Here is a 13575-nt window from a genome sequence, read left to right as displayed (position 1 = left end):
AGCCTCCCTTCAGACTTAATTATTTACTAGCAGCAATCTCTCTTGCACGGATTACAGTCTTCATACGAGCAATTGACTTACGTACTTCAGGAATACGTGCAGTATTTTCTAATTGTCCAGTCGCTAATTGAAAACGAAGGTTGAACAATTCTTCTTTTAAAGACTTAACTTTTTGTTCAATTTCAGCAGTGGTTAGATCACGGATTTCATTAACCTTCATTTGAGTCACCACCAATTTCTTCACGTTTTACAAACTTACATTTGATAGGTAGTTTGTGTGCAGCAAGACGAAGTGCTTCACGAGCAACCTCTTCACTTACACCTGCGATTTCAAACATAATCTTTCCAGGTTTTACAACTGCTACCCAGCCCTCTGGAGCACCTTTACCGGAACCCATGCGGACCTCTAGAGGTTTTGCAGTGTAAGGTTTAGAAGGGAAGATTTTAATCCATACTTTACCGCCACGCTTCATGTAACGAGTCATTGCGATACGAGCAGCTTCGATCTGACGGTTAGTAATCCAAGAATTTTCTAAAGCTTGTAAACCATATTCACCAAATGCAACTTCCGTACCACCTTTTGCACGACCTTTCATGCGACCACGATGTTCACGACGATATTTAACACGTTTTGGCAATAACATAATTATTTTCCTCCTTCCTTAGAGTTCTTCTTAGTAGGAAGGACCTCTCCACGATAAATCCATACTTTTACACCGATTTTACCGTAAGTTGTATCAGCTTCAGCTGTACCATAGTCAATATCAGCGCGAAGAGTATGAAGAGGAACTGTACCTTCACTGTAGTATTCAGCACGAGCGATGTCTGCTCCGCCTAAACGACCAGATGTCATTGTCTTAATCCCTTTAGCACCCGCACGCATAGTACGTTGGATAGCTTGCTTTTGAGCACGACGGAATGACACACGATTTTCAAGTTGACGAGCGATGTTTTCTGCTACAAGTTTAGCATCGATATCTGCTCTTTTAACTTCAAGGATGTTAATGTGTACACGTTTGCCTGTTAGTTGGTTAAGAGCTTTACGAAGTGCTTCAACTTCAGTACCACCTTTACCAATTACCATACCAGGTTTTGCAGTGTGGATCGTGATGTTCAAACGGTTAGCAGCACGTTCGATTTCTACTTTAGAAACAGAAGCGTCACTTAAGCGTTTGCTGATGTATTCACGAACTTTTAAATCTTCATGTAGTAAATTTGCGTAGTCTTTCTCAGCGTACCATTTTGACTCCCAGTCACGAATGACGCCGATACGCAAACCAATTGGATTCACTTTTTGACCCATCGATTATCCCTCCTTCTTTTCTGATACCACAACTGTGATGTGGCTAGTGCGTTTGTTGATTTGGCTTGCACGTCCCATAGCACGTGGACGGAAACGTTTAAGTGTTGGACCTTCGTCTACGAACACTTCTGAAACAACTAAGTTGTTTGCATCCATTTCATAATTGTGTTCTGCATTTGCGATAGCAGAGTTTAATACTTTTTCCACAACTGGGGAAGCAGCTTTTGGCGTAAGTTTTAAAATCGCTACAGCTTCTCCTACTTGCTTTCCTCGAATTAAATCTACGACTAAGCGAACTTTACGAGGCGCAATACGAACTGTCTTTGCAACAGCTTTAGCTTGCATTTGAATGCCTCCTCTCTTAATTAGCGTCTTGTTTTCTTATCGTCATTACCATGGCCTTTATAAGTACGTGTTGGTGCAAATTCACCAAGCTTATGTCCTACCATGTCTTCAGTAACGTAAACAGGTACATGCTTACGACCGTCATATACAGCAATCGTATGACCCATGAATTGTGGGAAAATTGTTGAACGACGAGACCAAGTTTTAACAACTTGTTTCTTATCAGCTTCATTCAATTTTTCGATTTTGTTCATTAAATGATCATCCACAAAAGGTCCTTTTTTCAAACTGCGACCCATAAATGAACCTCCCTTCGTGATTGCCCTACGGTTCTTTTGAACCGTAGCTCAATCCCGTTATTTTTTACGACGACGAACGATGAATTTATCAGACTTGTTGTTCTTCTTACGAGTTTTGTAACCAAGAGTTGGTTTACCCCATGGTGACATTGGTGATTTACGTCCGATTGGTGCGCGACCTTCACCACCACCGTGTGGGTGATCGTTAGGGTTCATTACAGAACCACGAACAGTTGGGCGCTTACCTAACCAGCGAGAACGACCAGCTTTACCGATGTTGATAAGTTCATGTTGTTCGTTACCAACTTGACCGATTGTAGCACGGCAAGTAGCAAGAATCATGCGAACTTCACCAGAATTCAAACGAACAAGTACGTATTTACCTTCTTTACCAAGTACTTGAGCAGAAGTACCTGCAGAACGTACAAGCTGACCACCTTTACCAGGTTTAAGCTCGATGTTATGAATTACAGTACCTACTGGGATATTTTGAAGTGGTAATGCATTACCTACTTTAATATCTGCTTCAGGTCCAGTCATAACTTCTGTACCTACTGTTAAGTTCTTAGGAGCAAGAATGTAACGTTTTTCACCATCTGCATAAACGATAAGTGCGATGTTAGCCGAACGGTTTGGATCATACTCGATAGTAGCAACGCGTCCTGGTATTCCATCTTTGTCACGTTTGAAGTCGATGATGCGGTATTGACGTTTGTGTCCACCACCTTGGTGACGAACTGTCAGTTTACCTTGGTTGTTACGTCCACCTTTTTTGTTTAAAGGCGCAAGTAACGATTTCTCTGGCTTGTCAGTAGTGATCTCAGCGAAATCAGAACCTGACATGCCGCGACGACCATTTGTGGTTGGTTTAAACTTTTTAATCGCCATGTGAATTTCCCTCCTTCTTTATAAGACTTATGCTTCGAATAATTCGATTTCTTTGCTATCAGCTGTTAAAGTAACAACTGCTTTACGACGACGGTTAGTAAGACCTGTATAGCGACCTACGCGCTTAGACTTACCTTTATAGTTCATGATGTTCACTTTTTCAACTTTCACGTCGAAAATTTCTTCAACAGCATCTTTAACAGCTGTTTTGTTAGCACGAACATCTACTTCAAAAGTATATTTACGATCAGCCATTACGTCTGTTGAACGTTCAGTAATGACGGGGCGCTTAATAATATCACGAGAAGTTTTCATTATGCAAGCACCTCCTCTACTTTTTGAACCGCACCTTTAGTGAAGACAACTTTTTCTGCGCTAACTAGGTCTAGAACGTTTACGCTTGAAGCAGTAATAACGTTAACACCAGGGATGTTGCGAGCAGAAAGAGTAACATTCTCGTTCACATCAGCTGTAACGATAAGCGTTTTGCTATCTACAGATAAGTTAGAAAGAACTGCTACCATGTCTTTAGTTTTTGGTGCTTGTAATGCTAAGTCTTCTAATACTACAAAATCATTGCTTTGTACTTTAGAAGAAAGAGCAGATTTGATTGCTAGACGACGTACTTTTTTAGGTAACTTGTAGCTGTAGCTACGTGGAGTAGGACCAAATACAACCCCACCGCCTCTCCATTGTGGAGAACGGATTGATCCTTGACGAGCACGACCAGTACCTTTTTGACGCCATGGTTTACGGCCACCGCCTCTTACTTCAGAACGGTTTTTAACTTTATGAGTACCTTGACGAGTTGCAGAACGCTGCATTAAGATCGCGTCAAATAGTACACTTTCGTTTGGTTCGATTCCAAAAACGGCTTCGTTTAAGTCAATGTTACCTAAGTTTTCGCCGCCTTGGTTAAACAATGCTACTGTTGGCATTGGTTATTCCTCCTTTCCTAGAAGAGTGTTTTATTTTACTTTAACTCCGCTTTTCACTACTACTAGTGATTTTTTAGATCCAGGTACATTACCTTTTACTAAAAGAAGATTACGCTCTGTATCAACTTTCACGATTGATAAGTTTTGTACAGTAACGCGTTCGCCACCCATTTGTCCAGGTAATGCTTTACCTTTCATAACGCGGTTCGGATCAACTGGACCCATTGAACCTGGGCTACGGTGATAGTGGGAACCATGAGACATAGGTCCGCGAGATTGGTTATGACGCTTGATAGCACCTTGGAAACCTTTCCCTTTAGACGTACCTGTCACATCAATTACGTCACCTTCTGCAAAAATATCAACTTTGACTTCCTGACCAACTTCGTATTCCTCCACGTTCACGTCGCGAAGTTCACGAGTGTAGCGCTTAGGAGCAGTATTAGCTTTTTCGAAATGGCCTTTTTTAGGTTTGTTAGCTAGCTTTTCGCGCAGGTCATCAAAACCTAATTGGATAGCTTCATATCCGTCAGTTTCTACAGTTCTCTTTTGAACTACTACGTTTGGAGCAGCTTCGATTACTGTTACTGGGATAAGCTCACCATTTTCAGCAAATACTTGTGTCATACCGATTTTCTTTCCTAAGATTCCTTTGGTCATTTGTCACACCTCCTGTAATTGTTGGGTTTTATTTATTAAAGTTTGATTTCAATATCCACACCTGATGGTAAGTCTAGACGCATTAGTGAATCAACTGTTTGTGGAGTTGGGTTCACGATATCGATTAGACGCTTGTGTGTACGCATCTCGAATTGCTCACGAGAATCTTTGTATTTGTGCACCGCACGTAAGATTGTATAAACAGACTTCTCAGTTGGAAGTGGGATCGGACCTGATACATTAGCACCCGAACGCTTTGCAGTTTCAACAATCTTCTCAGCAGATTGATCTAAAATTCTGTGATCATAAGCTTTTAAACGAATACGAATCTTTTCTTTTGCCATTATTTTCCCTCCTTTTTCGCCTATTTTCATAAATAGACATTCTCCGTAGGAATTTCCTCACCACTCGCCGTGGCAAAGCGGCCGGGTGTGTCAGCAACCTCCTACATCATCGCATTGAAAGACCAACATTAGCTATTATATAGAAAAAACACCTGCATTGCAAGACTTTTTTTATATGTTTTCGGTCTCTTACACTTTTTCTATTATACATACGTTAGCCTATCAATTCAAGTAATGAAAGAAGAAATATAAAAGGAATTACCTGTAAAATTAGTTTTCTTCTATTTATATAGTAGAAACAAGGTATAAACATAAAAAAAAGACGAGCTTTAAAGCTCGTCTTTTTATATTATCGATTACTCGATGATTGTTGAAACAACGCCTGATCCAACAGTACGTCCACCTTCACGGATAGAGAAGCGAGTACCTTCTTCGATCGCGATTGTTGAGATAAGCTCAACAGTCATTTCAGTGTTGTCTCCAGGCATAACCATTTCTACGCCTTCTGGAAGAACAACGATACCAGTTACATCAGTTGTACGGAAGTAGAACTGAGGACGGTAGTTAGAGAAGAATGGAGTATGACGTCCACCTTCGTCTTTAGAAAGAACATAAACTTCTGATTTGAACTTTTTGTGTGGAGTGATAGTACCTGGTTTAGCAAGTACTTGACCACGTTGGATATCTTCACGAGCAACCCCACGAAGAAGAGCACCAATGTTGTCTCCAGCTTCAGCATAGTCAAGAAGCTTACGGAACATTTCTACACCTGTAACTGTAGTCTTTTTGTTTTCTTCTTGAAGACCGATGATTTCAACTTCGTCACCGACTTTAACTTGTCCACGCTCAACACGTCCAGTAGCAACTGTACCACGACCAGTGATTGAGAATACGTCCTCAACTGGCATCATGAATGGTTTGTCAGTGTCACGCTCTGGAGTTGGGATGTAGCTATCAACAGCATCCATAAGTTCGAAGATTTTAGCTTCGTAGTCAGCGTCTCCTTCAAGAGCTCTAAGAGCTGAACCTTTGATTACTGGTACATCATCACCAGGGAAGTCGTATTCAGAAAGAAGGTCACGTACTTCCATTTCTACTAATTCAAGAAGCTCTTCGTCGTCTACCATGTCACATTTGTTTAAGAATACAACGATGTATGGTACACCTACGTTACGAGAAAGAAGGATATGCTCACGAGTTTGTGGCATTGGGCCATCAGCAGCAGATACTACTAGGATAGCTCCGTCCATTTGTGCAGCACCAGTGATCATGTTTTTAACATAGTCAGCATGTCCTGGGCAGTCAACGTGTGCATAGTGACGGCTGTCAGTTTCATACTCAACGTGTGCAGTTGAGATTGTGATTCCACGTTCGCGCTCTTCTGGAGCACCGTCGATTTGATCGTATGCCATTGCAGTACCAGTACCAGATTTCTTATGAAGTACTGTAGAAATAGCAGCAGTTAGAGTTGTTTTACCATGGTCAACGTGACCAATTGTGCCGATATTAGCATGTGTTTTGGAACGGTCGAATTTTTCTTTACCCATTCTAAAATCCTCCTTAAGTATATAAGATCTATTTTTTCATATGGAATGCCGTGAAAGGGAGGATGCTCCACTTTCACAGCCTACATAAGTAGTTATACTTGAATAAAGCGTGAAAATCAATTATTCACCTTTATTTTTTTTGATGATTTCTTCAGCAAGTGATTTTGGAATCTCTTCGTAGTGATCGAAGTGCATTGTGTAAGTTCCGCGACCTTGAGTGTTTGAACGTAATGCAGTTGCATAACCAAACATCTCAGCAAGAGGTACGAATGCACGTACAACTTGAGCTGGTCCGCGAGCTTCCATACCTTCAACGCGTCCACGACGAGAAGTAACATCACCCATGATGTCTCCCATATATTCTTCAGGGATAACAACTTCAACTTTCATTAAAGGCTCAAGAATTACTGGACTACATTTTGAAGCAGCGTTTTTAAGTGCCATTGAAGCGGCAATTTTGAACGCCATTTCATTTGAATCCACATCATGGTAAGAACCATCATAAAGCTTCGCCTTAATGTCAATTAGAGGGTATCCAGCAACAACACCATTATCTAATGCATCTTCAAGACCTGCTTGAACTGCTGGAATGTACTCACGAGGTACAACCCCACCGACAACTGCATTTTCAAATTCAAATCCAGCGCCTTCTTCGTTTGGTGAGAATTCGATCCAAACGTGACCATATTGACCACGACCACCAGACTGACGTACGAATTTTCCTTCTACTTGAGCAGAACTGCGGAAAGTTTCACGATAAGCTACTTGTGGAGCACCAACGTTAGCTTCTACTTTGAATTCACGTTTCATACGATCAACAAGAATATCAAGATGAAGCTCACCCATACCAGAGATGATCGTTTGACCAGTCTCATTATCAGTACGAGTACGGAATGTTGGATCTTCCTCAGCAAGCTTAGCAAGAGCTGTACCCATTTTATCTTGGTCAGCTTTTGATTTAGGCTCGATAGCTACGTGGATAACTGGCTCTGGGAATTCCATAGACTCAAGAATAACAAGATTCTTTTCGTCACATAGAGTATCACCAGTTGACGTATCTTTAAGACCTACTGCACCAGCGATATCTCCAGCGTAAACTGTTGAGATTTCTTCGCGGTGGTTTGCGTGCATTTGTAGGATACGACCTACACGCTCACGCTTATCTTTTGTTGAGTTCTTAACGTAAGAACCTGAGTTCAATGTTCCAGAGTATACGCGGAAGAACGTTAGTTTTCCAACGTAAGGGTCTGTCATAACTTTGAACGCAAGCGCTGAGAATGGCGCCTCATCAGAAGATTCACGTGTTACTTCTTCCTCAGTACCAGGTACAGTACCTGTGATCGCTGGTACATCAGTTGGAGCTGGAAGGTAGTCGATTACTGCATCAAGCATTAATTGAACACCTTTGTTTTTGAAGGCAGAACCACAGATAACTGGGTAGAATTCAACGTCACAAGTTCCTTTACGGATTGCAGCTTTTAATTCATCAGTTGTTAGTTCTTCACCTTCTAGATACTTCATCATTAGCTCTTCGTCAAGATCTGCAACTGCTTCAACAAGGCTAGCACGATATTCATCAGCTTGCTCTTTGTATTCTTCAGGGATCTCACGGTCTTCAGTACGAGTACCTAGGTCATCTGCATAGAAATAAGCTTTCATTTCTACTAAGTCGATGATACCTTCGAATGCATCTTCAGCACCAATTGGAAGTTGGATAGGATGCGCATTTGCACCTAAACGATCTTTCAAAGTACCTACAGAATATAGGAAGTCCGCGCCTAGTTTATCCATTTTGTTAACGAATACTACACGTGGAACTCCATAAGTAGTAGCCTGACGCCAAACTGTTTCAGTTTGTGGCTCTACTCCAGATTGTGCGTCAAGAACAGCTACCGCACCATCAAGTACACGAAGAGAACGTTCAACTTCAACAGTGAAGTCTACGTGTCCTGGAGTATCGATGATGTTTACACGGTTACCTTTCCATTGAGCTGTTGTCGCAGCAGAAGTGATCGTGATACCACGTTCTTGCTCCTGCTCCATCCAGTCCATTTGTGAAGCTCCTTCATGAGTTTCACCGATTTTGTGGATACGACCAGTGTAAAAAAGGATACGCTCGGTAGTTGTTGTTTTTCCGGCATCAATATGTGCCATGATACCAATATTACGAGTATTTTCTAAGGAGAACTCTCTTGCCATCTTGGTACTTCTCCTTCCTTTTTTTAAGAATGGTTTTTATAGTAGTAAAAATCTTACCAACGATAATGAGCAAATGCTTTGTTAGCTTCTGCCATTTTGTGTACATCTTCACGCTTCTTAACAGCAGCACCAGTGTTGTTAGCTGCATCTAAGATTTCGTTAGCTAAACGCTCTTCCATAGTTTTTTCACCACGAAGACGAGCGTAGTTCACTAACCAGCGAAGACCTAAAGTTGTACGACGCTCTGGGCGAACCTCAACTGGTACTTGATAGTTAGAACCACCTACACGACGAGCTCTAACTTCTAGTACAGGCATGATGTTTTTAAGTGCTTCATCGAACACTTCCATAGCATCTTTACCTGAACGTTCTTTGATAAGGTCGAAAGAGTTATAAAGGATAGCTTCAGCTTTTCCTTTTTTACCGTCTAACATAACCTTATTGATTAAACGAGTTACAAGTTTAGAATTATAAATTGGATCTGGTAATACGTCACGTTTTGCAACAGGACCTTTACGAGGCATTATAGTTCCTCCTTTCACTGAGGTTTAGTTATAGTTAAATTATTTTTTAGGACGTTTAGTACCGTATTTAGAACGGCCTTGCATACGACCATCAACACCAGCTGTGTCAAGCGCACCACGAACGATGTGGTAACGTACCCCTGGTAAGTCTTTTACACGACCGCCACGGATTAACACTACGCTATGCTCTTGTAAGTTATGACCGATACCAGGAATGTAAGCAGTAACCTCGATACCGTTTGTTAAACGAACACGTGCATATTTACGAAGAGCCGAGTTCGGTTTCTTCGGTGTCATTGTACCTACACGAGTACAAACACCACGTTTTTGTGGTGAAGAAAGGTTAGTTTGAGCTTTTTTGAAGCTGTTGTAACCTTTGTTTAATGCTGGAGAATCTGATTTTTGAACTTTGTTAGTACGACCTTTACGTACTAATTGGTTAATTGTAGGCATTGTTTTTCCTCCTTTCATCTTTTTTCAAGCCCACTCATCCAGGTGGTTCATTTAAAAGTAAAAACAAAGTTCTTGAAATTTTCATTTCAAAAACGTTTCACTACATTATGGCAACAGATGCTGTTCCATCAATGGGGCCCACAAGTCTTTTTCACTTTTCACTGAGTTAACATAGAAAAGAGCGACATTGTTTCTAATTACTAACTTTAAAGAGATCTTTAAAGTAGCGATTACAATATCGTTGACTATACCATCTTTGGAAAGCAAGAGCTGTTTGCTTCGTTCCTACAATGATATCTGAGCCTAACATACTTCTATAAAATAAAAGTAGTAGGTTACTGATAGGAGCACCTTTTGTATAGTATCATTCTCCCGGGGGGATGTCAACAAAATCTCGTAAGTTTTTTGTGACATCCCTTTGGGAAAAAATGATTACATTAATCTACAGTAATAAACTCAGCGTCTTGAGCTGGTTTTGGCGTTGTTTGACGATAACGTGTCATCCCTGTACCAGCTGGCACAAGCTTACCAATGATAACATTTTCTTTCAAGCCAAGAAGCTCATCGCGCTTACCTTTGATTGCTGCGTCTGTAAGAACACGTGTTGTTTCTTGGAATGATGCAGCAGAAAGGAACGAGTCTGTTTCAAGAGATGCTTTTGTAATACCAAGCAATACAGGTTGACCTGTTGCAGGGCGTTTGCCTTCAAGCAATACTTTTTCGTTGGCATCTGTAAATTGGTGAATATCAAGTAATGACCCAGGAAGAACAGTTGTATCTCCAGAATCCATTACACGCACTTTACGAAGCATTTGGCGAACCATAACTTCAACGTGCTTATCTCCAATTTCTACCCCTTGCATACGGTATACTTTTTGCACTTCTTTTAATAGATATTCTTGAACAGCCATAAGATCTTTCACTTTTAGTAACTCTTTAGGGTCTACAGAACCTTCTGTTAGTTCTTGACCTTGAAGAACATATTGTCCGTCAGTTACTTTTAAGCGAGCATTATATGGTGCTGTATATGTTTTAGATTCAATGCTACCTTGAATTGTAATTTCCTGCTGGCGGTCGCGGATTTCACGGATGTTTGTTACTGTACCGTCAATTTCAGAAATCATCGCTTGACCTTTAGGATTACGTGCTTCAAATAGCTCTTGGATACGAGGTAAACCTTGAGTGATATCGTCTCCGGCAACCCCACCTGTATGGAATGTACGCATTGTTAACTGTGTACCAGGCTCCCCAATAGACTGGGCAGCGATAATACCAACAGCTTCACCAACTTCAACTTGTGAACCTGTAGCTAAGTTGCGACCATAACATTTTTTACATACGCCGTGGCGTGTATTACAAGTGAACGCAGAACGGATCCAAACCTCTTCGATACCTGCTTCAACAATTGCTTTAGACATATCTTCTGTAATTAGATCGTTTTCGCGAGCCATTACTTCGCCTGTTTCAGGATGCTTAATTGTTTTTCTAGAATAACGACCAATTAAGCGCTCTTCAAGGCTCTCAATTTCTTCTGTTCCTTCCTTAATAGAACGAATAAGAAGTCCACGATCTGTGCCACAGTCGTCATCACGAACGATAACATCTTGAGCAACGTCAACAAGACGACGAGTAAGGTAACCTGAATCGGCTGTTTTAAGAGCTGTATCGGCAAGACCTTTACGAGCTCCGTGTGTAGAGATAAAGTATTCTAATACCGTTAATCCTTCACGGAAACTAGATTTGATTGGTAACTCAATGATACGTCCAGATGGGTTGGCCATCAATCCACGCATACCTGCAAGCTGCGTAAAGTTAGATGCGTTACCACGGGCTCCAGAGTCACTCATCATGAAGATTGAGTTGCTTCGGTCAAGAGTTGCCATTAGTTTTCCTTGGATTACGTCTTTCGCTTCACTCCAAATAGAGATTACGCGTTCATAACGTTCTTCTTCTGTAATAAGACCGCGTTTGAACTGTTTTAGAACTTTATCTACTTTATGTTGAGCTTCTTCAAGAATCTCTTGTTTTTCACCTAATACTACGATGTCAGCTACACCGACTGTAATACCGGCTTTTGTAGAATATTTAAAACCTAGATCTTTCATACGGTCTAACATACGAGACGTTTCCGTAATTTTGAAACGTTTAAAGATCTCAGCAATAATATTTCCAAGAATCTTCTTGTTGAATGGATCAACAGCATCTAATGATTCAATATATTCACGTACGTTTGCACCTTTATCAACGAAATATCTCTTCGGTGTTTCGTTTTCAAGATTGAATCTTGTTGGTTCGTTGATGTAAGGGAACGAATCAGGCAAAATTTCGTTGAATACTAGCTTACCTACTGTTGTAACAAGGAGCTGATTTCTTTGTTCTTCAGTGAACGTTTGGTTGTCTAAAGAACTAGCTTGAACAGCTACACGTGTATGAAGGTGAACATAACCATTTTGGTACGCAAGAATGGCTTCATTTGAATCTTTGAAAGTCATTCCTTCTCCAACAGCGCCAACACGCTCCATTGTTAGATAGTAGTTACCTAATACCATATCCTGAGACGGCGTAACAACTGGTTTTCCGTCTTTCGGGTTTAAGATATTTTGGGCAGCCAGCATTAGAATGCGTGCCTCAGCTTGTGCTTCTGCAGAAAGTGGTACGTGGACCGCCATTTGGTCACCGTCAAAGTCTGCATTATAAGCTGTACATACTAATGGATGAAGACGAATTGCTCTACCTTCTACTAGAGTTGGTTCAAATGCTTGAATACCAAGTCTATGAAGTGTAGGTGCACGGTTTAGAAGAACTGGATGTTCTTTAATAACCGATTCTAAAACGTCCCATACTTCAGATTGAACGCGTTCAATTTTGCGTTTTGCACTCTTGATGTTATGAGCTAAGCCACGAGCAACAAGCTCTTTCATTACAAACGGCTTGAATAACTCAAGAGCCATTTCTTTTGGTAAACCACATTGGTACATTTTTAAGTTAGGACCTACAACGATAACGGAACGACCAGAGTAGTCAACACGTTTTCCAAGTAAGTTTTGACGGAAACGACCTTGTTTACCTTTTAGCATATGTGAAAGTGATTTTAAAGGACGGTTACCAGGTCCTGTAACAGGACGGCCACGACGACCATTATCAATCAACGCATCAACAGCTTCTTGTAACATACGCTTTTCGTTTTGAACGATGATGCTTGGAGCACCAAGGTCTAAAAGACGCTTCAAGCGATTGTTACGGTTAATTACACGACGATATAAATCGTTTAAGTCAGATGTCGCAAAACGACCACCGTCTAATTGAACCATTGGACGTAATTCTGGTGGAATAACAGGTAGGACATCAAGGATCATCCAATCTGTATGGTTTCCAGAGTTACGGAATGCTTCCAATACTTCTAGACGTTTGATTGCTCTAGTGCGACGTTGACCTTGTGCAGTTTTTAGTTCTTCTTTAAGAAGTTCAACTTCTTTATTTAAGTCAATGTCTTGAAGAATTTTTTTAACAGCTTCTGCACCCATTGCAGCCTGGAAAGTTTGACCATACTTCTCACGATATGCACGGTATTCTTTCTCAGAAAGAAGCTGTTTCTTTTCAAGTGGTGTATCTCCTGTATCTGTTACAACGTAAGAAGCGAAATAAATAATCTCTTCTAATGCACGTGGAGACATGTCTAATACAAGACCCATACGACTTGGAATTCCTTTGAAATACCAAATGTGTGAAACTGGGGCTGCAAGCTCGATATGTCCCATACGCTCGCGTCGAACTTTAGCACGAGTTACTTCTACACCACAACGGTCACATACAACGCCTTTATAACGAACGCGTTTATATTTTCCACAATGGCATTCCCAGTCCTTTTGAGGACCGAAAATGCGCTCGCAGAAGAGACCATCTTTTTCAGGTTTTAATGTACGATAGTTAATTGTTTCAGGTTTTTTAACCTCACCGTAAGACCATGAACGGATTTTATCAGGTGAAGCAAGACCAATTTTCATATACTCAAAGTTATTTACATCTAACAAGGGGCCTACCTCCCTCTTAGTCTACAGGTTTTCCCTTATTGCCT

At 40.9% G+C, this 13575-nt stretch carries 15 protein-coding genes; all 15 read right to left on the bottom strand.

Going from position 1 to position 13575, the window contains the following annotated elements:
• Positions 1-19 precede the first annotated feature (19 nt).
• A complete protein-coding gene (gene rpmC, locus ACK3CR_RS08150; RefSeq protein ID WP_019394062.1) occupies positions 20-220 on the bottom strand; it encodes a 50S ribosomal protein L29 in 201 nt (66 codons plus the stop codon).
• Positions 210-644, bottom strand: coding sequence for a 50S ribosomal protein L16 (rplP, locus tag ACK3CR_RS08145; protein ID WP_040056350.1), 435 nt, complete (start codon positions 642-644; stop codon positions 210-212). Before rplP ends, rpmC begins: the two co-directional genes overlap by 11 nt.
• 2 nt (positions 645-646) lie before the next feature.
• The gene (gene rpsC, locus ACK3CR_RS08140; protein WP_019394064.1) at positions 647-1303 is read right to left on the bottom strand and encodes a 30S ribosomal protein S3; all 657 of its coding nucleotides are present in this window, start codon (positions 1301-1303) and stop codon (positions 647-649) included.
• A gap of 3 nt (positions 1304-1306) precedes the next feature.
• Positions 1307-1648 (bottom strand): 50S ribosomal protein L22, encoded by a 342-nt coding sequence (gene rplV / locus ACK3CR_RS08135; RefSeq protein WP_019394065.1) that lies wholly within the window; start codon positions 1646-1648, stop codon positions 1307-1309.
• A gap of 20 nt (positions 1649-1668) precedes the next feature.
• A complete protein-coding gene (rpsS, locus tag ACK3CR_RS08130; RefSeq protein ID WP_019394066.1) occupies positions 1669-1947 on the bottom strand; it encodes a 30S ribosomal protein S19 in 279 nt (92 codons plus the stop codon).
• Between the two features lie 57 nt (positions 1948-2004).
• Positions 2005-2835 carry a 50S ribosomal protein L2 gene (rplB, locus tag ACK3CR_RS08125; RefSeq protein ID WP_040056351.1) on the bottom strand — a complete coding sequence of 277 codons (831 nt, stop codon included), beginning with the start codon at positions 2833-2835 and terminating at the stop codon, positions 2005-2007.
• A 27-nt stretch (positions 2836-2862) separates the two neighbouring features.
• Positions 2863-3150 (bottom strand): 50S ribosomal protein L23, encoded by a 288-nt coding sequence (gene rplW, locus ACK3CR_RS08120; protein WP_019394068.1) that lies wholly within the window; start codon positions 3148-3150, stop codon positions 2863-2865.
• Positions 3150-3773, bottom strand: a complete 624-nt coding sequence (rplD, locus tag ACK3CR_RS08115) for a 50S ribosomal protein L4 (protein WP_019394069.1) — start codon at positions 3771-3773, stop codon at positions 3150-3152. The genes rplW and rplD overlap by 1 nt, the downstream gene beginning before the upstream one ends.
• Before the next feature lie 30 nt (positions 3774-3803).
• Complete coding sequence (gene rplC / locus ACK3CR_RS08110; RefSeq protein ID WP_019394070.1) at positions 3804-4433, bottom strand: 50S ribosomal protein L3; 630 nt, start codon at positions 4431-4433, stop codon at positions 3804-3806.
• 35 nt (positions 4434-4468) lie between these two features.
• Positions 4469-4777 (bottom strand): 30S ribosomal protein S10, encoded by a 309-nt coding sequence (gene rpsJ, locus ACK3CR_RS08105; RefSeq protein ID WP_019394071.1) that lies wholly within the window; start codon positions 4775-4777, stop codon positions 4469-4471.
• Positions 4778-5133: 356 nt separating this feature from the next.
• Complete coding sequence (gene tuf / locus ACK3CR_RS08100) at positions 5134-6324, bottom strand: elongation factor Tu (RefSeq protein ID WP_040056353.1); 1191 nt, start codon at positions 6322-6324, stop codon at positions 5134-5136.
• 120 nt (positions 6325-6444) lie between these two features.
• Positions 6445-8523, bottom strand: coding sequence for an elongation factor G (gene fusA / locus ACK3CR_RS08095; RefSeq protein ID WP_061802639.1), 2079 nt, complete (start codon positions 8521-8523; stop codon positions 6445-6447).
• A gap of 53 nt (positions 8524-8576) precedes the next feature.
• The gene (gene rpsG / locus ACK3CR_RS08090) at positions 8577-9047 is read right to left on the bottom strand and encodes a 30S ribosomal protein S7 (RefSeq protein WP_019394074.1); all 471 of its coding nucleotides are present in this window, start codon (positions 9045-9047) and stop codon (positions 8577-8579) included.
• Positions 9048-9086: 39 nt separating this feature from the next.
• Complete coding sequence (rpsL, locus tag ACK3CR_RS08085) at positions 9087-9500, bottom strand: 30S ribosomal protein S12 (RefSeq protein WP_019394075.1); 414 nt, start codon at positions 9498-9500, stop codon at positions 9087-9089.
• A 437-nt stretch (positions 9501-9937) separates the two neighbouring features.
• Entirely contained in the window at positions 9938-13531 is a 3594-nt protein-coding gene (rpoC, locus tag ACK3CR_RS08080) for a DNA-directed RNA polymerase subunit beta' (RefSeq protein WP_243515926.1), read from the bottom strand.
• Between the last annotated feature and the right edge of the window lie 44 nt (positions 13532-13575).

The organism is Priestia sp. TRM10, from assembly GCF_057808375.1.
This window is presented reverse-complemented; position numbering and strand designations above follow the sequence as displayed.